This window comes from Fibrisoma limi BUZ 3 (genome assembly GCF_000296815.2).
Classification (GTDB): Bacteria; Bacteroidota; Bacteroidia; order Cytophagales; family Spirosomataceae; genus Fibrisoma; species Fibrisoma limi.
Map to the genome: position 1 here is coordinate 592,799 of NZ_CAIT01000005.1, position 20,851 is coordinate 613,649.

Consider the following 20,851-nt stretch of genomic DNA (forward strand, 5'->3'; position numbering starts at 1 on the left):
TTGACGGTTTCGCCCCAATTCATCTTCTTACCTATATCTATGAAGAAACGTTTCCTTACGTTGCTTCTGGCAACCGGTCTGTCTTATACGGGCTGGGCACAGACAACGTTCCCGCGTAATGGTGTGTTTGACGAACGACTGGGTCTCTACGCGTTTACCAACGCTACCATCGTCGTTGATCCCCAAACTACCCTCCGTAATGCGACGCTGCTTATCCGCGATGGCCGGGTTGAGGCCGTCGGCGCGAACGTGAACCTGCCCACCGGTACGGTCGTAACCGATCTGAAAGGCAAGTCGATTTATCCGGCTCTGATTGAGCTGGATTCTGACTACGGCATGCCGGAGGTACGGCGCGAACCCCGTAATTTCAGCGCCCCTCCGCAATATGAATCCAACAAGAAAGGCGCGTACTACTGGAACCAGGCCATTCAGCCCGAAAACGACGCCAGTCTGCTGTTCAAAGCCAACGGGGCCAAAGCCGACGAACTGCGCAAGATTGGCTTCGGCGTCGTGCTTACCCACCCCCACGACGGCATTGCCCGGGGATCGGGAGCCTTGGTTACCCTGGCCGACGACCGCGAAAACACGCTCGTGCTGAAACCGAACGTAACGGCCCACTACTCGTTCAGTAAGGGTAGCTCGGGGCAAACGTACCCGAACTCCATGATGGGCTCTGTGGCACTGCTCCGGCAGGCACTCTACGATGCCGACTGGTACAAGCGCGGTGGTAGCCGGGAACAGGCCAACCTGTCGCTGGAAGCTTTCGGGCGGCTGGTGGGGTTGCCGACGTTCTTTGAAGCCGGTGACAAGCTCGGCGTGCTGCGGGCCGATAAAATCGGCGATGAATTTGGCGTGCAGTACATCATCCGGGGCGGTGGCGACGAATACCAGCGCATCGATGAAATCAAGGCAACCGGGGCCGCGCTGGTCATACCGGTTAACTTCCCGCAGGCATTCGACGTAGAAGACCCCTGGGATGCCGACAACGTATCGCTGGCCGAACTGAAACACTGGGAAATGGCCCCGATGAATGCCGCCCGCCTGGCCGGTGCGAACATTCCCTTCGCGCTGACCACCGCCGGTCTGCGGGATAAGAAAGACTTCTGGGCGAATGTCCGCAAGGCGATAGAAAGCGGTCTGTCTGAAGAGAAAGCCCTCGAAGCCCTGACGCTGGCCCCCGCCCGACTGGTTAAAGCCGACGATATGGTGGGAACCCTGCAAAAAGGGCGGGTCGCTAACTTCATCATTACCTCGGGCAATCTGTTCAGCCCCGACGTAGTCATCTACGAAAACTGGATTCGTGGGAAACAGTACGTAATCGGCAACAAAGATGCGGCCGATCTGCGCGGCACCTGGCAGTTGACCATCGGCGATCGGTCTAATCTGAAACTGAACATAACGGGCAAATCGGTCGATAAGCTGGACTACCAGATCATGGCCGATACGACCAAGATAACCCCGAAGGTATCGGTCAGCAACGACCTGATCACGATGCAGGTACCGCTAAATCGCCGAGCTGGAACTACCCGCCTGACCGGATACCGTACCTCTCCGACCACTATCAAAGGCGATGGTGAAGCTCCCGATGGTAAACTCATTAGCTGGTCGGCTACCCGCACGGGTGATGTGCCTGCGTCGACAACGGCTACATCAACTACTGCTACGTCGCCGGTAGCTACGACCGCCAGCGCAACCGTACTGTATCCGTTCGTCGGTATGGGTAATCCGCAGAAACCCAAAGCTCAGACGATGCTGATCAAAAACGCTACGGTCTGGACGAACGAGAAAGACGGCGTGATGCAGGGGGCCGACGTGCTGGTACGTGACGGTAAGATCGCCCAGGTCGGTAAGAACCTGACCGCGCCCACCGGGGCGAACGTGATCGATGGAACGGGTAAGCACCTCACCAACGGCATCATCGACGAGCACTCGCACATCGCGCTGTTTTCGATCAACGAAGGCGGTCAGTCCAGCTCGGCAGAGGTACGTATGGCCGACGTAATCGATTCGGAAGATGTTAACATCTACCGGCAACTGGCCGGGGGCGTTACGTCATCGCAACTGCTGCACGGTTCGGCCAATGCCATCGGGGGGCAGTCGGCGCTCGTAAAACTCAAATGGGGCGAATCGCCGGAGGGGCTGCTGATCAAAGGAGCCGACGGCTTCATCAAGTTTGCGCTCGGGGAAAACGTCAAGCAGGCGAACTACCCCAACCCGAACGTACTGACCCGCTTCCCGCAGTCGCGGATGGGGGTGGAGCAGGTATACATGGATCACTTCACCCGCGCCCGTGAGTACGATAAAGCCTGGGCGGCTTATAATAAGCTGGCGGCCAAAGATAAAGCAAAGGCAACACCACCGCATCGCGACATCGAACTGGATGCCCTGGCCGAAATCCTGAACGCCAAACGCTTCATTACGTGCCACTCCTACGTACAGTCGGAGATCAACATGCTGCTGCACGTAGCCGATTCGCTGGGCTTTAAGGTCAATACGTTCACGCACATTCTGGAAGGCTACAAAGTGGCCGATAAGATGGCGAAACACGGGGCGGGCGGATCATCCTTCGCCGACTGGTGGGCCTACAAAATGGAGGTAAAAGACGCCATTCCGTACAATGCAGCTCTGATGCACCGCCAGGGCATTACGGTATCCATCAACTCCGACGATGCCGAGATGGCCCGCCGACTGAATCAGGAAGCGGCCAAGGCAGTTGAATACGGTGGTATCGGAGAAGAAGATGCCTGGAAAATGGTGACCTTGAATCCGGCCAAACTGCTTCACCTCGACAACCGACTCGGCAGCATCCGGGCTGGTAAAGACGCCGATCTGGTGCTGTGGAATGCCAATCCGCTCGCCATCTACGCCCGGCCGGAAAAGACCATCATCGACGGTACTATCTACTTCGACCTTCAGGAAGAAGACCGCAAGCACGAGGAGCTACAGAAAGAACGGGCCCGACTGATTCAGAAAATGCTGACGGCGAAGGCCGGTGGGGCTCAGACCCAGCGCCCGAATTTCCGGCGGCAGCGGATGTGGCACTGCGAAGACATCGAAGGCGTAATGGCTGAGGGCGAAGAACAGGAACACACTGAAACGCAGAAATAAAAGAGCAGATACGCAGAGAACACAGCGTTTTTCTCTGAACGTCGTGCTTGGCGTTGTTATCGGCGTGCTGTCGGGTTCGCAAACCCGACAGCACGACAGCACCACACCCGACTTCGCAACGAAACCCGACAGTACGGAAACAAATGGCTCCGTGGCCTCTGCGCACGCTCTGCTGCCTCTGCGTTTAAAACCATACTAACATGAAACAGACATTTTTAACCATACTCGCTTTCGCGGCCCTCACTCTGGCGAAAGCGCAAAACCCGGCTCCGGCCAAGCCCCAGGAGCGGGCCATCGCCCTGACCGGCGCGACAATTCACGTCGGCAATGGGCAGGTGATTCAGAACGGAACCATCGTTTTTGACAAAGGGATCATCACGGCGGTGGGCAATGGCGATACGCCAACCGCCGGGGCCGAAGTTATCAGCGTTACCGGGAAACACATTTACCCCGGTCTGATTTCGCCTGCGTCGCTGGTTGGTTTGCAGGAAGTGTCGGCGGTGCGGTCAACGGTCGATTCGCGGGAGATCGGCGTACTGAACCCGAACGTGCGGGCGCTGATCGCCTACAACACCGATTCGGAGGTCATTCCAACCATTCGGAACAACGGCATTCTGCTGACCCAGGCCATGCCGCTGGGCGGTACGGTGTCGGGCTGCTCGTCGATTATGCAGACCGACGGCTGGAACTGGGAAGATGCCGTCCTGAAAAAAGACGACGGTATGTGGCTGAACTGGCCGGGCTATTTCGCACGTAGCTTCAGCATGGAGGACTTCTCGGTATCGCTCCGGAAAAACGAGAACCGGAGCAAGGCCATCGACGCCCTGCAGGCTACGTTTGCCGACGCGAAAGCCTACGCAGCCATTAAAAACCCCGAGCCGATGAACCTGAAGCTGGAGGCTATGCGGGGGCTGTTCACGGGAGCCGCCAACCTCTACATTCGCGCCGATTTTGGAAAGGACATCATCGAAGCGGTCAAATTTGCCAAGTCATTTGGTATTCCGAAGGTGGTGATTGTCGGTGGTGAAGAAGCTCACCGGGCTGTTGACTTCCTGAAAGAAAACAACGTACCAGTGATTCTGAGCGCGCTGCACCGGCTGCCCAATCGCCAGGACGAAGACGTGGACCTGCCGTACCGGATGCCGGGCATTTTGCAGAAAGCGGGCGTACTCGTCGCCCTGAGCTACTCCGACGAGTGGTGGCGCAGCCGGAACCTGGCATTCCTGGCCGGTACGGCCGTAGGCTTCGGCTTGGGAGATCGAGAAGAAGCGCTGAAGATGATTACGTCTAACACAGCCAGAATCCTGGGCATCGATAAGCAGGTCGGTACGCTCGAAAAAGGTAAACACGCAACCTTGTTCGTATCAAAGGGCGATGCCCTCGATATGCGGACCAACGTCGTTGAGCACGCATTCATTCAGGGCCGTCACGTGAATCTGGATGATAAACACAAGCGGTTATACAACATCTACCGCGAGAAATACAACCAGCCGATGCAGGGCAAATAAGAAGTGCTGACTGGAGCTTGTGTTTCTGAAGCGGGCCGACTTTTGATCGGCCCGTTTTTTTTTGAACTTTGCGGCCGGGAAATCTACTTCAACCGTAGATCTATCACCCATCGTAAAATCGGGCTGCTCAACCATGATTCGTATCTTTCAGCAAGACGAAACCGCCGTTCGAAAAATCCGGGATATTGATTCGTTTTCTAACACCGAGCGTACATTGTGGGTGGATCTGCAAAACCCGACATCGGGTGAGATCAAGAGCGTCGAAGAAAAGTTTGACGTCGATTTTCTGAGTCAGCAGGAGCAGGCCGAAATTGAAAGCAGTTCGCGGTACATCGAGGAGGACGATTTTCTGATTGCCAACTCCAACTTCATGATCCCGCACAAGGATGAGGGCTACACCAACGTGCCGGTGAGCTTCATTCTGAAAGACGATACGCTGTTTACGTACCGGAATGCTGACCTGAAATCGTTTGCCGATACGGTGCGAAAGATCAAATCGAAGCGGGCGACGTTCAAAGATGGTGGGCAGATTATGATCGCCATTTTCGAGTCACGGATCGATGCGGATGCCGACCTGGTCGAAGCGGTGTCGCGGGAGGTGAAAGCCATTAATCGCCAGCTCGATCTGGATTCCAACCTGGACCGCGATATGCTGCTGCAAATCAACGAATACCAGGAGCTGACCATGACCATCCGCGAAAACGTAGTGGACAAGCAGCGTGTGATTTCGTCCATGATCCGGTCCGACGGCTGGTTCACCGACGACGAGCAGCAACGGCTGCGTGCTCTCATCAAAGACATCAATTCGCTGATTGAACATACCAATTTCATTTTTGAGCGGCTGGAGTTTCTACAAAATACCTACCTCGGTCTGATTGACCTGGAGCAGAACCGGGTTGTCAAAATCTTCACCGTTGTGTCGCTGATCTTTCTGCCGCCAACGCTCCTGGCGAGTATGTGGGGGATGAACTTCGATTCGATGCCCGAACTGCACTGGTCGCTGGGCTACCCTTCGGCCATTGCCGCTATGATCCTGTCGTCGGTCGGGACGTGGTATATCTTCAAACGCAAGAACTGGCTGTGACACATCTTGTTAGTGAATTGATAAGCGGCTGATTATTAGACCGTATAATAAGCCGTTTTGGTATAATAGCCCATAACCGTTCTACCTTTGAGTGGCAGACTATGTCGTCGGAAGTTGATCGTTCAACTCAGTACTTTGCCTAATTCATACCAAACTCATGGTAACTACGGAAGAGATCGAACACACCCTCGGAGAAGTGTTTCGCCTGGCTAAGCCGACATCCATTTACATTGAACAGCCGGGCCTGGCTCAAGCATCGATTGATGTAGAAGAACTGAACGGCGCCACGTTATTCAATACCCGTATTACTACCGAAAATAGCCGTCTGGCCGTTTTAGCCCGGCGACCTGAGTCGGTTATGATTATGTATTTTCAGCTTGGCGGAGGATGTTCGTTCAATCTGAACTATCAATACAAGGTGCCGGAGCGCCATCATTGCCTTTGCTATTTGCCGGTTCTTCAGTCAGATTTTATGGTTGGAGAACAAAATATGCTCCAGGGGTTGTCAATCCAATTTAATTCGGACGTAGTAGCCGCGCACCTGTTGGATGAAGGGGCGTTGGACGACGATTGGTTACGGTTGCTGGAAGATGGCGAACAACCGTTTTCAACCGTAACCGAAAGTCGGCCGATTAGTGTAAACATACAGGCATCAGTGCATCAGTTATTGAATTGCCCGTACAAGGGTAAATTGGGCCAAACCTACAAAGACGCCCTGATTCGGCTGATGCTTGTTGAGCAGTTAGCAGGGTTTCGTCGGGATCGGCAAGCGATTGCTGTGCTTACGGATACGAAGCTGACTCGTCGTGACATTGATACGTTGCACGCGGTGAAAGCCTACCTGGATCAGCACTATCTCGATGAACTCTCGCTGGAGAAGATTGTCCGGCTCTTTGGGCTCAACACCTTCAAGCTCAAGTACGGCTTCAAAAAGCTGTTTGATACGTCGGTGATGCGCTACATTGATGACCAGAAGATGAGCTACGCCCGGCAGTTGCTGCTGGAGGAGAAGCAGGACGTCTGGACCGTAGCCGATCAGTTGGGCTACAGTCACTATACCAACTTCAGTACGGCTTTCAAGCGCCGGTTTGGCTATTCGCCCGCTCAACTCAAAGGGCAGCCGCTGCTCGTGCATTAACAAAATTAAGGGTTTAGATAGGAGCGAAGTGCCCTGCCGGACGTCCGGCAGGGCACTTCGCTTTTCCGGTAATTCAAGGTATGCAGGAAATACTTTTCGCATACCTGGTAATCCGTTTCGCATATCCGGTACCCGGCCGGGCCGCTGCAATTTTGTCACGCAAACCAAAAACATATTTGATCACCATGAAAAAGGTAAACATGCTCACGCTCGTCTTCAGTGGTATATTGCTGTTGGCCTGCAAACTCTCCAACGACGTAAACCCCGGTACTAACGGAAAAAAACCGCTGTTGGCGGGGTACTCGAACCAGGTTGTTCTGGACTGGAACCAGATGGCTTACGAGGCAATGGGTGGCCCTGCGTACCAGCACAGTTTGCTGGCGTCTCGGATTAACGCAATGGTTCACCTGGCCATGCACGACGCCCTGAACAGCATCGCGCCGGCCTACCAGACGTACGCGTTTTACCGGCAGGATGCCGAGGCTGAACCTATAGCGGCAGCCGCGTCGGCCGCTCATGCGGTGCTGGCTGCTTCGTTCCCCGATAAGAAAGCCAGGCTCGATTCGGCCCTGACCCAATCGCTGGCGAAACTGCCAACCGGCGATCGTTACAACCGGGGGATTGCATTGGGGAAAGAAGCGGCAGCCGCCATTCTGGCCCAGCGCCAGAACGACGGGGCACTACAGGACCCAATCGCACTGATTGAGCCCACAGTTCAGCCAGGGGAGTACCAGGTTGTAACCCCATTCGCCTTTATTTTTGCCCCGTTCTGGAAGCAAATGCAGCCGTTTGGTCTGAAATCCCCCGACCAGTTCCGTGTGGCTCCGCAACCAGCGCTGATCAGCCAGGAATACGCCAGGGATTTCGAGGAGGTGAAAACCGTTGGCGTGAAGGACAGCAAAACGCGCACGGCCGATCAGACTGCGTATGGCAAGTTCTGGTACGAGTTCTCAGAAGCCGGCTGGAACCGGGTTGCCCGCGCGGCCCTGGCCGGTCGCAAGCTGGATTTGCTGGCTACCGCCCGGCTGTTTGCCCTGGTTAACATAGCCATGGCTGATGCGTACACGGCGGGCTGGGAGTCGAAGTTCCACTACAATTTCTGGCGCCCACTGACGGCCATTCAAAAAGCCGACACCGACGGTAATGAAACGACGACCGCCGATGCAAATTGGGAGCCGTTGATGCCGACGCCACCGGTGCAGGACTATCCGTCGACGCACAGTGCCCTTGGTAACGCTGCGGCAACGGTGTTAGTGAACATCCTGGGCGATAAAACCGGCTTTTCGATGAGTTCGCCCACGGCTGATCCGGTTACCCCGACGCGTAGTTTCAAGAGCTTCAGCCAGGCGGCTCAGGAAAACGCTGACTCTCGTGTGCGGGTAGGAATCCACTTCCGGTTCTCCTGCAAGGCGGGTCTGGATATGGGTGGTAAAATCGGGCAGTGGACGATAGACAATTACCTCAAGCCTAAAGCAACCGCCCTCAGGTAAGCCCTTTGCGTACGTATCGACTCATCCGGTACTCATTGCAGTGGCCGGATGAGTTAATGCTTGGTACGTATCGACTTCAGTATGGTATCACATCAGTTTCAGCAGCACCTTCCTCTTTACCAGCTATGCTACTTACAGTACGATTACCGTTAGTCTATGCCTTACTTATACTACTGAGCGCAACGCCAGTGAGACTCTTTGCTCAATCCGACACCGTACGTAGTCCGTTAACTACGTCCGCCCATGTGTTAAATGAGGTGACGGTACGAAGCCGGCGTATGCCTTCGGTTGAATCATTACCCGATGTCTACGGTACCTACCTGATGGCAGGGAAGCGGAGTGAGGTGATTCGGCTATCGGGTCTTGATGCCAATGTGGCTGAGAAAACGGGGCGGCAGGTTTTCGCGCGAGTTCCCGGCGTGTTTGTCTACGATATGGATGGCGTCGGCAACCAGATCAACATTGCCACGCGGGGGCTGGACCCGCACCGCTCCTGGGAATTGAACAGTCGGCAGAACGGCGTTATCACCAACTCCGACCTGTACGGCTATCCGGCCAGCCATTTCTCCCCGCCGTTAGAAAGTATTGATCGGGTCGAACTGGTGCGGGGTACGGCGTCGCTTCAATATGGTTCGCAGTTTGGCGGCATGATCAACTACGTCACGAAAGGAGCCGATACGACCCGAACGATTGGTTACGAGAGCATTAACTCAGTTGGGTCATACGGCCTGCGGAGTATGTACAACGCCCTTGGTGGTCGAATTGGGAAATGGGCGTATTACGTCTACGATTACCGACGACATTCCGATGGGTACCGCCAGAACAGTTGTTCCGACGCCCAGGCCCAGTTTGCCAGTCTGCAATACCAGGCCACGGATCGGCTACGACTTCGGGCTGAACTCGGCCGGTCGACGTACCGCTACCAGATACCGGGTCCGTTGACCGATTCGATGTTTGCAGAAAATCCACGCCAGTCGACACGTAGTCGAAACTACTTCAGTCCCGATATCTGGGTGCCATCGGTGCGGCTGGACTGGCAACTGACGGACCGGACACAAATTGTCTGGACAACATCGGCCGTGCTGGGTACACGCAGCAGCGTTCAGTTCGATGCGTTCGCTACGGTAGCCGATGCCATTGATCCGCAAACGGGTCAATATAAACCAAGGCAGGTAGACATCGACCGCTTCAACAGCTACACGTCTGAACTTAGGCTGCTGCACCGGTACGCCTTTGTGAACCGGGAAGCTACACTGGCAATTGGAGTTCAGGGCATCAACAACGACCTACACCGGCGTCAGTTGGGCCAGGGTACCACCGGCACAGACTACGATTTGAGTCTGGTAGAAGGGACTATCTGGGGCCGGGATCTGCACTTCCGGACGCGCAACGTAGCAGTATTCGCTGAAAACCAGTTTCGGTTAACGTCCCGGCTTACCGTTTCGGCCGGTCTGCGGGCCGAAAACGGAGAAAGCCGGATGAGCGGCCTGATTCGGTACTACGCCCCAATCGACGTGCCGAATACCATCACACACCGGTTCGTGCTGGCGGGCGTTAATGCGCAATACCGGTTAAACGACGCCGTTCGGGTATACGGCGGCTGGTCGCAGGCGTATCGGCCCGTTATCTTCAAAGATATTATTCCGGCTTCGGTCTATGAACGGGTGGCTCCAAATCTGAAGGATGCCACCGGCTTCAACGCGGAGCTTGGCATTGAAGGACACTGGCAGGCGCTTCGGATGCACGTAACGCTGTTCGACCTGCTGTACCGAAACCGGATGGGTAATCTCATCACGACCGACCCGGCCGGTCAGAGTCTGGTACTGCGTACGAACATCGGTGACAGCCGTAATCAGGGCGTTGAGGCACTGGTCGAGGTTGATGTGGTGCATACGCGTCGGTGGGGCGTTCAGGTGTTTTCGACAACGGCTTATATCGACGCCCGCTACGTTAACGCGTCGGTATCGAATGGCCGGGAAAACATGGTCGTCGACGGAAATCGGGTTGAGTCGGTGCCCGTCTGGACAAGTCGCAACGGCCTGGTGGTTCGCTACGGCCGCGCCCGCCTGACCACCTTGTACAGCTACGTTGGCCAGACCTTTTCAGACGCGCTGAATACGCCTATCCCCACGGCTAACGGTGCCAAAGGTCCGGTGCCCGCCTACGGACTGTGGGATGTAAACGTGAGCTGGCGAACCAGTAAGCACGTTCTCATCCGGGGCAGCCTGAACAACCTGCTGAACCGGCAGTATTTCACGAAACGACCGACGTTTTATCCGGGGCCGGGCGTCTGGCCGTCGGACGGACGTAGTGGCGTTGTTGCGGTTGGGTTTACGTTGTGACAACCTGAACATTAACCCCGTACGTAGCGGCAAACGGTTTACCGCTACGTACGGGGTTATAGCTAATCAAGCTACCGAATATAACCGTAGTGTTGTAGCTGCTGTTCCGGCTCAGTCAACTGGATCGTGCGTCCGCCCGATGTGAGAACATACACCGTGTCGCTTATGTCCAGTACGTCGCGGTAATAATGATCGGTCAGTAAAATGCCCTTCTGGTGTTTTACGGTGCTGATCAAAACTTTGAGCGTCTCGACATGCAGGGGCATTACGTTCGAAAACGGCTCATCAAGCAGCACGAAGTCGGTCGGACTGGTCAAAACCAGTACAGTTTCGATCAGCCGCTGCTGACCGCCGGATAGCTGGTCGAACCGGTGCGGAAGCATGTCGGTCAGCTCGGGGAAGAGCTCAGTAGCCGTTGTTACCGATGAGCCGTATAGCCCAAACACCTCGCTGATCAGCAACGTACCGGGAATGAACGATTTCTGCGGAAGAAAGGCGATTGTGTTGGGGCGCTGGTACAGTTTGTCAACGTAATGGCCGTTGATGCGGACCGAGTGGTTCTGAGCTGATCGGGTACCGTAAATGATTTCAAGCAAGGAAGATTTACCGTAGCCATTCCGGCCCAGCAACCCGATTACCTGACCAACATCCACCCGGACATAGATGTTTTGCAGAATCCGGTGCTGACCATATTCCAGCCAGATACTGTCCGCTTCCAGCCGCGCTGTCATAGTAATACGCTCATCAGACAAATCCATAATCCGAAACAAACCAGGTCGATCAGGTAGCTCAGCAAAGCCAGTTGACGTTCAGACCAGCCGAAATGATGATAAAAGAAAAAGCCCTTTCGGTTGGTGGTGCGGAACAGGTACCAGATCAGCAACTGGCTCAGCGTTCGGGTCCAGAGCAGAAACACCAGCGCTTCACTGAAATTCCCGGACCGTAAGGTGGGCATTCCGGCCAATAGCCATAGAGCCAGCGACGTAGCGACGCTATACACCCCAATCTGTTTATAGAGAATCCAGACGACCCGCAGCCGAACCATAGCGCCTATTTTTTGGAAATATAGGCGGTGCGTCCAGACCGAAATCGGACTTAACATACTTTAACAGGCTACGTAAAACTAATCATAATACGGGGCGTGGTTGAGGAACTACGATCCAGAAAATAATGAGCCGTGGTCACAGCTCCCCAGCCTGGATACGCGATACGCCGGCAGGTATGTGATGCCCGTCGCTTTTTTGTTGGGTGAGGGAGGGCCGAACCATCCGAAGGAAATTACCAACAAGGACGATACCGTTGTACAAGCCGGTACGTATCAATTGCTGAATGAAATCGCGGTCGTTGGCTTTTTAGCGTGCGAAAACAGGGGCCTGACTGGTGTCAGTAACAACTGAACAACGGTACGCGTATGTTGCCATGTGACATCTCTGAATCAATAAGGAATTACCTCTCCAGCCGATACACCGGATAGCGGTTGTGGGTTTTCTCGTAATACGTCGAATGGCGGTAGACGAACTCCAGTTGAGCATTAGCATCGTTGGCAAAAGCCGTGTCGGTTGCCCTGCGCTCTTCCAGTTTCTTGCGGAGGGCCGGGTCGTTTTTCAACAGTTCGGCGGCTGTATCCTCAAAGATGTACGCCGAAAAATGCTCTTTCTGCCCCAGAATACTATCAAAGAAATTCCAGGCGAAAAACGAATCGATACCTTGAGGCTCCAGCGTTTCAACAACGTAGCGGTTGGCTGGCTGGTCGGTCGAAACCACATAGTCTCCTTTGTAAAACTGAATGGGCAGCGATTCTTTGCGAACCACTACATTCGAGTGGACGTAGTGGCCCTCGAACGGCCGTTGCGTCGTTTTGGCGTCTTCAATGTAATACGCTTGGACGGTCATCAGCGAATCGGCCGATAAAGGCCTCAACTGTGCGCCGTTCCGTTTCAGCCGGTCGATGATGGCCGTCCAGCCCTGCGGAATCACGTAGGCTTTCGGCTTACGTACCGTTACGTCGGGCACGTAGCTGTTCTGATACGGAATTTGCTTGGTAAAGGGCGCGGATCGGTCGTAATACAGTCGTTTCAGGCTCGATACATCGCTGGGCTTGTACTTCGCTTCGTAGCCGTTGAAGGTAATCAACTTGCTTTTCGTGCGATCCAGCTTGTAAGTGAGCGGAAACTCGGTCTGTTTACTGACAGCCTCATCGGCGTTTTGTTTGTTCCGAATGAGCAGGGTGGCGTCGCGGCTGACGATGCGCAGGGCTTCCTCCATAAACGCGAGCGTACCCCTGACCCGGCTTGGGTAGTCTTTCCACATGTGCAGTTCAACCACGAAACCGATGCAGTTGAACAGGGCCGCATAGCCCGACGAGTAGCGGGGCGAATCGTTGAAGGCCGGGAACCCGCTTTCGGGTGTATCCGAGAAGTTGTTAACGTAGGGTACTGGTTCAAAGCCCTTCGCCGTCAGGGCCTTGTCCAGTTCGGGCTGGAGTGTTTGTGCCATATAACCCGACACGGCCGGATGCAGCTTATCCTTCAGCGTCGCGAAATACGTCATGATGTGCTGGTAGTCCGCTCCGTTGCTGGTGTGGTTGTCGATCAGTACGTGCGGCTTATACGTCTGGAACATCGTCTGCCACGTCCGGGCATCTTCCGTATCGGTCTTGATGAAATCGCGGTTGAGGTCATAATTTCGGGCATTCCCCCGAAATCCGTATTCCAGCGGTCCGTTCTGATTTACCCGCGACACGCCCCGGTTCAGGCATCCACCGATGTTGTACACCGGCACGATCGCCAGCAGTACGTTGCTGGGGAGGGTCTTCCGGTTCAGCATATCCCGTACCCACAGCATGGTGGCATCGATGCCTTCGGGCTCACCGGGATGAATACCGTTGTTGATCAGCAGCGTCACCTTATCGGCTGTCGGCGTGAACTGTCTGTCCGGATCGAGCAGGAAGAGGTGCAGCGGCTTACCGGCATCGGTTGGCCCCACCTCAATCAACGTTGCTTCTTCATACTGGCGGTCAAGCTGTTGGTAGAAGGCGATGATTTCGGCGTACGTAGCGGTCTCTTTGCCCTGAGACAGTTCATAACGAATTTTCTGAGCGGAGGCTGACACGGTAAGCAGGCAGAGAAAGAGCGCGATGGATCGGATCATGGGTTGGTGTTCTCAACGTGCAAAGAAACGCAGAGCGGACGAGTTCATCGACCAATTTATCAACATTTAGACGGCTACTGTCACTACGCAGTTGCCCGGCGTGGCTACAGGGTAACCGGCGAACCGCTCAAACATCTTCATAACCCCATTGTTTATATAAATAACAGACATTCACTCAACAACCTTATTATGACAACGACTACGAACGCCGTTCGGGCGCTGGGCAGCGGCTTGACCGGAGCCATCGTGCTGACCGTGCTGCACGAAACCGTACGCCAGTTTGTGCCTCAGGCCCCCCGAGCCGATAAGCTGGGTGAGCGAGTGCTGATCAAAGGCATTCGGGCCGCCGGCCATTCGGCACCGGCCGAAGACGACCTGTACGTACCGGCCATGATCGGCGACATTGCATCTAATGCCCTCTACTACAGCCTGGTCGGGCTGAACGATGGTAAATCACCCCTGCTGATCGGTACAGCGCTGGGTACAGCGGCCGGACTCGGAGCGGTTATGCTGCCGGGACCGATGGGCCTGGGCGAAAAACCAACCCGGCGCTCAACTGCAACCTCGGCAATGACAGTGGCGTGGTACCTGGTGAGTGGCATAGTGGCCGGGACAACCTACAAGCTGATGAAGATGTTCTGAACAGCGCTGAAGAGGCTATACGCCTAGGTTCAGCAATTACTGTATCCTTTCGCTCAAAGAGTTTACAACCCGATTCCGGCAGAACATACCTTTGTCTCAAACGTTACGAAGCTGCGAATGATGATTCGTAGTCTGAAAACGATTCTTTCGTTTGAACACCCGTATGGTTGAGTTTGCCGGTAGTCGGTTTGGCTGGTGGCTTGTTGCCCTGAGCCTTGTTTTCTTATTCTCGCAGTGTACCGAGTCGTCGCTGTCTTCTTCGGTAGTGACGGACCCCTCGCTTCTTCAGATCAATCTGCTCATTATGCGGCAGAATGGGAACGACGTCAGCCGGTCGGCAACCGTTGAAGCCTACGTCCGTGACCGCGATGGCAAGCCTGTGGCTAATAACAGCATCCAGCTAAAAGTTAATGGCACGGCGCTACGCCTGAACCAGGGCGCTACGAACTATTACGGCGCATTTCCGTACTACGAACTGAAAGATTCATCGATTCGCATTGCAGGCAATCAGGACTACATCGTTACGGTGGTGATGAGTAATGGCCAAACCTTCGAACTGGGCCGCATTCGGACGCAGCCTGACCTGACAGCCGATCATTTCACCATTCCACTGACACACCACCGGAGCCGGCCGCTGACAATCCAGTGGAACAATGTCGAACCCCATAGTTATCTCGTAAACTTGTGGCACCAGTGCCAGGGCGAGGGCTCTACCAGCGAGCTGAAAATTTTTAAGATCAGGGAGAAAAAAGACCCGAGCGGGAACGTCGTGCAGGAAGAGCGGAGCGTTGCGGAGACTGACTACCTGAACCAGCGGCTTGGTTCCGGAAAAGGTAACTTCGTGCTGCCCAAATCGTATCTGGAGGGGAATGATACCGATGTCAATGCGCTGGGGGTAAGCGTGAGTTCGACCGAAACCGTGAAAGCCGACGAGCCCTTTCTGCCCGGCAGTACCATCACCAGCCAGCGGGAGGGGCTGTACCGGATCGACGTGACAAATTAACCGCGTTTCAGTTTTAGCCGATCAATCATCCTGATAGCCCGGTCGATGCGCGTTTGTACGCCCTTGGCCGACGATACGTAGTACATAATCCCGCGTTGCTGCCCCGGTGTCAACTCGTGAAACCGGCGGTTGCCCTCGTCGTCAATCGCAAGTAATTCCTCAAGCTCTTCCGGCATCGCCTGCCCATAGGGACTGTCGTCCCGACGGATTGTGGCTTTCACTGCCTGACCAAGCACCAAACCGGCTTTTTTGCGGATCGGCGGTCCGACACTGATAAAAAACAGGCCATTACCTTTAGGCATCAGGGCGCAATGATACTCGATCGCGTCGTTGATCGAGCAGATCACCCGACTGTAGCCTTTGGTTGTAAACTGACGGGCTACGTCGTCGGGCACATCGATGTAATGAATGCCGCCTTTGATGGTAAACCGCTCAATACGCGTGTCGAAACTGAAGGACTGGTTGGTCTCCATGACCAGGAAGAACGTTTATCGGTTGGTGAAAAATATTTTGCAATTTATCGCCGACAAATAGGGTTGTCCAATAAATAAAGCACATTTGCCTTAAAAGAAGCCGGTTTTGCATGAGCGCTGAACAACCCAATAACCCTTTGCACGGCAAAACGCTGGAAATGATTCTGAACGAACTGGTTGACCGCTACGGGTGGGATGGCCTGAGCTACCACATCCGGATCAACTGCTTTATGAACAACCCCAGCATCAAGTCCAGTCTGACGTTTCTGCGCAAAACGCCCTGGGCCCGTCAGAAAGTGGAAGATTTATATTTGCGCATGAAACAAAGATGAGTTTACTGGTTCAGGTTCTACGCTTCTTAGCGCGGCCGGATTGGACCTGAACCGTTGAACCGAATACCGATATCATGAAATTTGACGAATACAATATCGCCCCCGAGATCAAGCGTAATCTGGAAACGCTGGGCTTTAAACGGCCGACCGACATCCAGTACAAAGCCATTCCGTCTATCCTGAAGGGGGAGGACGTACTGGCCATCGCCCAGACCGGTACGGGGAAAACGGCTGCATTTGCCATTCCGGTCATCAGTATGCTCCACAGCCGGAAAAGCTCCAGCCGGGCCGAGGGCGTGAAGTGTCTGGTGATGGTACCGACCCGCGAACTGGCCATTCAGATCACCGATGTGTTCCGGTCGCTGGGGGAGCACACCCGCACTAAGTCGTTCTCTGTGTTCGGGGGCGTGGAGCAGGACCCGCAGATCATGCGGCTCGAAAAAGGAATCGACATCCTGGTGGCGACACCTGGTCGGCTGTTCGATCTGGTCAGTCAGGGCCATCTGAAACTCGACCGCGTTGAAATCCTGATTCTGGATGAGGCCGACCATATGCTGGATCTGGGGTTTTTAAAAGACATCCAGGATCTGGTGAAGCGCCTGCCCCGCAAGCGGCAAACGTTGTTTTTCTCGGCCACGATCGACGAAACGATCAAAAAGCTGGCGTATTCGCTGGTGCATAACCCTATCCGCATTCAGATTTCGCCGGAGAACCGTGTAGCCCGTAACATTGAGCACTCCGTCGCTTTCGTTGAGATGGACGACAAACGGTTCTTTCTCGAACGGATCGTGAAAGAACACCCCGACAACAAAATCCTGGTGTTCGTGCGGACGAAGGTCCGGGCCGAGCGGGTGGCCAGCGCTCTGCATCGCATGGGGCTTTCGAGTCAGACCATTCACGGCGATAAAGAGCAGGCCAGCCGGGTACAGGTGCTGAACCAGTTTCGGAAAGGTGACGTGAAGGTGCTGATTGCTACGGATGTCAGCGCCCGGGGAATTGATATTCCAAATGTGGACTACGTAGTTAACTATGATCTGCCCGAGCAGCCCGAAAACTACGTCCACCGCGTAGGTCGGACCGGTCGGGGTACGCAGAAAGGAACGGCGGTGTCATTTTGCAGTAGCGAAGAAAAACCACTGCTGGCCGAGATTGAAACGTATCTGAACCAGCCCGTTGCCCGCATCGATATATCCAAAGAAGACTACATGGCCACCCGCGACCTGAGCGACGACGCCCGCGTTGACCTTAAAGCCCTGATGCAGGAGGTCGAGGAGTTTGAGCACAACAAGAAAAAGAAGAAGGGAAAATAGCGGAGACCGGCTGCTATAAATTTCCCTTCTTCAGTTCGCGCACCGCATAGTCAGCCGCCCGGGCTGATAAGGCCATATACGTCAGCGACGGGTTCTGACAGGGCGATGAGGTCATGCAGGCTCCATCAGTGCAGAATACGTTTTTGACAATGTGGTGCTGGTTGAATTTGTTGAACACCGATGTTTTGGGGTCATTACCCATTCGGGCTGTTCCCATTTCATGAATGCTCAATCCCGGATGTGCCTGGCTGTCGAATCCTTCAATGGTCGAAAAGCCGGCTTTTTCCAGCATCAGCACCGCTTGTTCCTGGGCGTCTTTGCGCATCAGGGTCTCGTTCTCCCGGTAATGCACGTCCATTTTCAGCACTGGCTGCCCCCATTTATCCTTGACCTCGTCGGTCAGAGACACCCGGTTGTCGTAGTAGGGGAGGCACTCGCCGAATGCGTCGAGTGTAATCGTCCAGTTACCGAACTGCGTCGCTTTCTGCTTAAAGTCGGCTCCGAATCCTTCCAATCCGTAGGCGTGATCCCAGTTCTGGCGACCGGTATACACCTCGAAACCGTAGCCGCGTTTAAACGGCTGCTGGTCCTGACCAAGATTGCGAAAGCGAGGAATGTATAAGCCGGCCGGGTGCCGACCGTAGTAGACTTTGTCGAGGTCGCGTTCGTAAATGGCGTTGGCACCAACGTGAAAATGGTGGTCCATCAGGTTGTGTCCCAACTGACCACTATCGTCCATGCCGTTCGGAAAGCGGTTCGATCTGGAGTTAAGCAGGATAAACGTAGAGCCGAGCGCCGATGCGTTCAGGAAGATAATTTTTGCCCGGAATTCGTGCCACTGGTTCGTCTGCTCGTCAATTACCCGAACGCCCGTTGCTTTGCCAAGTTTTTCATCGTAGATGATGGAGTTGACGATGGAGTGGGGGCGAACCGTCAGGTTTTTGGTCCGGCGGGCCGCGGGCAACGTAGCGGACTGCGTGCTGAAATACGCACCGTAAGGGCAGCCGCGCATACACATGTTTCGGAACTGGCACTTAGCCCGCCCCAGTTCTGTCTGCTCTTTGGTGGGCGCGGTGATGTGGGCCGCCCGCGCCGAAATCACCTTTCGATCCGCAAACTGCTCATTAACAGACTTACGGAAGTGCTGCTCCAGGCAGTTGTCCGGTAAAGGCGGCTGAAACTGCCCGTCGGGAAGATGTGGTAGTCCGTCGCGGTTACCGGCGATTCCGGCAAACTTTTCGACGTAATCGTACCAGGGGGCAATGTCTTTGTACCGAATCGGCCAGTCGGTTGCAATACCCTCTCTGGCGTTGGCTTCAAAATCCAGATCCGAAAATCGGAACGAATACCGCCCCCACATGAGCGACCGGCCACCAACATGGTAACCCCGAATCCAATCGAAAGGCTTTTCTTCTACGTATGGATTCTCAAGATCGTTAACGAAGTGATGGTGCGTAGCCTCTGTTATGGCAAATCCGGTGCGGTTCTGGACCGGATATTTTTTCAGAAGATCGATGGGCATTCGGGCGTTCCGGTGTGGAAACTCCCAGGGCGCTTTGGTGGCCGTATGGTAATCCGTTACGTGTTCGATCATACGACCTCGTTCAAGCAGCAATACCTTAAGGCCCTTCTCGCTCAGCTCTTTGGCCGACCATCCTCCGCTGATTCCCGATCCTACGACGATGGCATCGTAGTGGTCTGCCAGTGGTTCCTGTTGCCTTGTATGCATATTGTTCGGGTACGTTTCGTCACTAAATGAGGGTCTAATTTACCAGTTTTGTCTGGGTTTTTTCATGTTTTTCGCCTGTTTGCGGGTTGTACTGCGCTCAACGGGTAAAACAAGCTAACGGAGCGGTGACTAACTTCTGATGCCGGTCTGGGTTAATTAACTACATAAACAATACTTTTTTATGAACCGCTTTTGTGCATTGATAACGGGAGGGAGTGATGGAATTGGGCGGGAGTTTGCGCTGGCCTGTGCACGCGAAGGCTACGACATAGCCATTGTCGCACTACCGGACCAGCAATTGGCAGCCACAGTCCGGATTATTGAAGATGCGGCTCCGGTCCGCTGCTACTCGCTGGGGCTGGACCTAACCAAAGCCGGGGCTGTAGAGGAGATTGTGACCTGGGTAAAGCAGGCAAGCCTGGCTGTGCGCATCTTAATCAACAACGCTGGTATCGGTTATACGGGGCGGTTTGAGGCCATGTCGCCCGATCAATTACGGGACGTAATCGCCGTTAACACCTCGCTCAGTAGTGTGTTGTGTCATGCACTGCAACCCGAACTGTTTCAAAACGCACCGTCCTACGTGCTTAATTTGAGCAGTCTGGCCGGAACTATGCCCGTTCCCTACTATGCGGTCTATACGGGTACCAAGCACTTTATTTACAGCTTTTCGTTGGCCTTACGGCAGGAATGGAAAGGCCGCGTGGCCGTTAGCGTCATGTGCCCGGGGCCTGTTCTGACGAATCATCCGCGTCATGAGCGACGCGCCAAGCCGTTTGGATTCTGGCCGCGGCTCATCACCCTAACCGCGAGCGAAGTGGCGCAGATTGGTATTGAGGGAATGCTACAGAACGAGGGATTGATCATTCCTAAACGCGTAAACCGCTGGGTGATTCGACTCATGCGATCGCTGCCGGTTCGGCTTCGGCTTCGGATACTCAACACCTTGTTCAGTAAACTCAAGGATGATCACCGGCACGAGCCCATTCGCAAATCTCTGGTTCAGGATATACCTGTTCAGTCGACGGCCATGCGTCCCGAAGATAACTAAGCTAAAGGTCCAACGCGGGTGATGTGGACCGAATCCTCACAGAAAACGCCATCGGGCGGCCATAAATTAGTAATCTTATTGAACAGGACCTTATCAACTCAGTTTTCCAGCTAATCGGGTGCAGTACCGTTTCGAAAAGTAAACCTATATGTCAGTAAGTTATTGATAGTAACCTGCCGCCTGACCGTCGTGATCATGATAAAAGCATTTGGCAAATTATTGAGCGTTGCTGTTGGCGTAGGTCTCCTGACAACAGCCTGTTCGTCGAACGAATCGACCGAGACGACCAAATCAAGCACACCTATGGATTCGTTGGCAACTGACGTAATCGACTCCCTATCGTCCATAGGCAGTGATTCTGCTTCGCTGCCGCAACCAGTCACGCCGGGCAGTGTAACTCAGTGAGATGAACGTGATGCGGTGCTGTATGAAGCCATAACCTGACGCCTGTATCGACCATCAGTTGAGGTAGGCGGTCGGGGCGGTCGCAA

The 20,851-nt window shown here is 54.5% G+C and carries 18 protein-coding genes; 13 read left to right on the plus strand and 5 right to left on the minus strand.

Features of this window, described 5'->3' with window-relative positions; all coding sequences use genetic code 11:
- Nucleotides 1-39 precede the first annotated feature (39 nt).
- The 7 genes from BN8_RS07320 to BN8_RS07345 all read left to right on the plus strand — a co-directional run bounded on the left by BN8_RS07320 (nt 40) and on the right by BN8_RS07345 (nt 10,670).
- A complete protein-coding gene (locus tag BN8_RS07320) occupies nt 40-3,108 on the plus strand; it encodes an amidohydrolase family protein (RefSeq protein ID WP_009281187.1) in 3,069 nt (1,022 codons plus the stop codon).
- Nucleotides 3,109-3,151: 43 nt separating this feature from the next.
- Nucleotides 3,152-3,307 (plus strand): hypothetical protein, encoded by a 156-nt coding sequence (locus BN8_RS33175; RefSeq protein WP_009281188.1) that lies wholly within the window; start codon nt 3,152-3,154, stop codon nt 3,305-3,307.
- A 1-nt stretch (nt 3,308) separates the two neighbouring features.
- Complete coding sequence (locus tag BN8_RS07325; protein WP_009281189.1) at nt 3,309-4,616, plus strand: amidohydrolase family protein; 1,308 nt, start codon at nt 3,309-3,311, stop codon at nt 4,614-4,616.
- A gap of 133 nt (nt 4,617-4,749) precedes the next feature.
- A complete protein-coding gene (corA, locus tag BN8_RS07330) occupies nt 4,750-5,700 on the plus strand; it encodes a magnesium/cobalt transporter CorA (RefSeq protein ID WP_009281190.1) in 951 nt (316 codons plus the stop codon).
- Between the two features lie 157 nt (nt 5,701-5,857).
- Nucleotides 5,858-6,838, plus strand: coding sequence for a helix-turn-helix domain-containing protein (locus tag BN8_RS31555; protein WP_009281191.1), 981 nt, complete (start codon nt 5,858-5,860; stop codon nt 6,836-6,838).
- Between the two features lie 185 nt (nt 6,839-7,023).
- Nucleotides 7,024-8,328, plus strand: a complete 1,305-nt coding sequence (locus tag BN8_RS07340; protein WP_040005517.1) for a vanadium-dependent haloperoxidase — start codon at nt 7,024-7,026, stop codon at nt 8,326-8,328.
- A 188-nt stretch (nt 8,329-8,516) separates the two neighbouring features.
- Complete coding sequence (locus BN8_RS07345; RefSeq protein ID WP_229367808.1) at nt 8,517-10,670, plus strand: TonB-dependent receptor family protein; 2,154 nt, start codon at nt 8,517-8,519, stop codon at nt 10,668-10,670.
- Nucleotides 10,671-10,741: 71 nt separating this feature from the next.
- Here the strand turns inward: BN8_RS07345 and BN8_RS07350 are convergent, their stop codons facing one another.
- The 3 genes from BN8_RS07350 to BN8_RS07365 all read right to left on the minus strand — a co-directional run bounded on the left by BN8_RS07350 (nt 10,742) and on the right by BN8_RS07365 (nt 13,820).
- On the minus strand, nt 10,742-11,401 hold the full coding sequence (locus BN8_RS07350; RefSeq protein ID WP_229367815.1) for an ATP-binding cassette domain-containing protein: 660 nt from the start codon (nt 11,399-11,401) through the stop codon (nt 10,742-10,744).
- Entirely contained in the window at nt 11,398-11,772 is a 375-nt protein-coding gene (locus tag BN8_RS07355) for a hypothetical protein (protein WP_009281195.1), read from the minus strand. The genes BN8_RS07350 and BN8_RS07355 overlap by 4 nt, the downstream gene beginning before the upstream one ends.
- 344 nt (nt 11,773-12,116) lie before the next feature.
- The gene (locus tag BN8_RS07365; protein WP_009281197.1) at nt 12,117-13,820 is read right to left on the minus strand and encodes a M14 family metallopeptidase; all 1,704 of its coding nucleotides are present in this window, start codon (nt 13,818-13,820) and stop codon (nt 12,117-12,119) included.
- Between the two features lie 189 nt (nt 13,821-14,009).
- On the opposite strand from BN8_RS07365, the gene BN8_RS07370 reads away from it, so the two are divergent.
- Both BN8_RS07370 and BN8_RS07375 read left to right on the plus strand, forming a co-directional pair.
- On the plus strand, nt 14,010-14,462 hold the full coding sequence (locus tag BN8_RS07370; protein WP_009281199.1) for a hypothetical protein: 453 nt from the start codon (nt 14,010-14,012) through the stop codon (nt 14,460-14,462).
- A 151-nt stretch (nt 14,463-14,613) separates the two neighbouring features.
- On the plus strand, nt 14,614-15,465 hold the full coding sequence (locus tag BN8_RS07375) for an Ig-like domain-containing protein (RefSeq protein WP_144051604.1): 852 nt from the start codon (nt 14,614-14,616) through the stop codon (nt 15,463-15,465).
- Here BN8_RS07375 and BN8_RS07380 read toward each other — a convergent pair.
- The gene (locus tag BN8_RS07380) at nt 15,462-15,938 is read right to left on the minus strand and encodes a YdeI/OmpD-associated family protein (protein WP_009281201.1); all 477 of its coding nucleotides are present in this window, start codon (nt 15,936-15,938) and stop codon (nt 15,462-15,464) included. The two genes, BN8_RS07375 and BN8_RS07380, sit on opposite strands and share 4 nt — an antisense overlap.
- A 110-nt stretch (nt 15,939-16,048) precedes the next feature.
- On the opposite strand from BN8_RS07380, the gene BN8_RS07385 reads away from it, so the two are divergent.
- A complete protein-coding gene (locus BN8_RS07385) occupies nt 16,049-16,270 on the plus strand; it encodes a VF530 family protein (protein WP_009281202.1) in 222 nt (73 codons plus the stop codon).
- A gap of 74 nt (nt 16,271-16,344) precedes the next feature.
- Nucleotides 16,345-17,580, plus strand: coding sequence for a DEAD/DEAH box helicase (locus BN8_RS07390; RefSeq protein WP_009281203.1), 1,236 nt, complete (start codon nt 16,345-16,347; stop codon nt 17,578-17,580).
- 13 nt (nt 17,581-17,593) lie between these two features.
- On the opposite strand, the gene BN8_RS07395 is transcribed toward BN8_RS07390, so the two are convergent.
- Nucleotides 17,594-19,309, minus strand: coding sequence for a GMC oxidoreductase (locus tag BN8_RS07395; RefSeq protein ID WP_009281204.1), 1,716 nt, complete (start codon nt 19,307-19,309; stop codon nt 17,594-17,596).
- Nucleotides 19,310-19,490: 181 nt separating this feature from the next.
- Here BN8_RS07395 and BN8_RS31560 point away from each other — a divergent pair, with 181 nt between their 5' ends.
- Both BN8_RS31560 and BN8_RS32730 read left to right on the plus strand, forming a co-directional pair.
- On the plus strand, nt 19,491-20,360 hold the full coding sequence (locus tag BN8_RS31560; protein ID WP_009281205.1) for an SDR family NAD(P)-dependent oxidoreductase: 870 nt from the start codon (nt 19,491-19,493) through the stop codon (nt 20,358-20,360).
- 195 nt (nt 20,361-20,555) lie between these two features.
- Nucleotides 20,556-20,765 (plus strand): hypothetical protein, encoded by a 210-nt coding sequence (locus BN8_RS32730; RefSeq protein WP_229367819.1) that lies wholly within the window; start codon nt 20,556-20,558, stop codon nt 20,763-20,765.
- Nucleotides 20,766-20,851 lie beyond the last annotated feature (86 nt).

Excerpts from the sequence above, each read along its gene's own strand:
- BN8_RS07320 (WP_009281187.1), top strand. The coding sequence starts at position 40 with ATGAAGAAACGTTTCCTTACGTTGCTTCTGGCAACCGGTCTGTCTTAT.
- BN8_RS07325 (WP_009281189.1), top strand. The coding sequence starts at position 3,309 with ATGAAACAGACATTTTTAACCATACTCGCTTTCGCGGCCCTCACTCTG.
- corA (WP_009281190.1), top strand. The coding sequence starts at position 4,750 with ATGATTCGTATCTTTCAGCAAGACGAAACCGCCGTTCGAAAAATCCGG.
- BN8_RS31555 (WP_009281191.1), top strand. The coding sequence starts at position 5,858 with ATGGTAACTACGGAAGAGATCGAACACACCCTCGGAGAAGTGTTTCGC.
- BN8_RS07340 (WP_040005517.1), top strand. The coding sequence starts at position 7,024 with ATGAAAAAGGTAAACATGCTCACGCTCGTCTTCAGTGGTATATTGCTG.
- BN8_RS07350 (WP_229367815.1), bottom strand. The coding sequence starts at position 11,401 with ATGACAGCGCGGCTGGAAGCGGACAGTATCTGGCTGGAATATGGTCAG.
- BN8_RS07355 (WP_009281195.1), bottom strand. The coding sequence starts at position 11,772 with ATGTTAAGTCCGATTTCGGTCTGGACGCACCGCCTATATTTCCAAAAA.
- BN8_RS07365 (WP_009281197.1), bottom strand. The coding sequence starts at position 13,820 with ATGATCCGATCCATCGCGCTCTTTCTCTGCCTGCTTACCGTGTCAGCC.
- BN8_RS07370 (WP_009281199.1), top strand. The coding sequence starts at position 14,010 with ATGACAACGACTACGAACGCCGTTCGGGCGCTGGGCAGCGGCTTGACC.
- BN8_RS07380 (WP_009281201.1), bottom strand. The coding sequence starts at position 15,938 with ATGGAGACCAACCAGTCCTTCAGTTTCGACACGCGTATTGAGCGGTTT.
- BN8_RS07385 (WP_009281202.1), top strand. The coding sequence starts at position 16,049 with ATGAGCGCTGAACAACCCAATAACCCTTTGCACGGCAAAACGCTGGAA.
- BN8_RS07390 (WP_009281203.1), top strand. The coding sequence starts at position 16,345 with ATGAAATTTGACGAATACAATATCGCCCCCGAGATCAAGCGTAATCTG.
- BN8_RS07395 (WP_009281204.1), bottom strand. The coding sequence starts at position 19,309 with ATGCATACAAGGCAACAGGAACCACTGGCAGACCACTACGATGCCATC.
- BN8_RS31560 (WP_009281205.1), top strand. The coding sequence starts at position 19,491 with ATGAACCGCTTTTGTGCATTGATAACGGGAGGGAGTGATGGAATTGGG.
- BN8_RS32730 (WP_229367819.1), top strand. The coding sequence starts at position 20,556 with ATGATAAAAGCATTTGGCAAATTATTGAGCGTTGCTGTTGGCGTAGGT.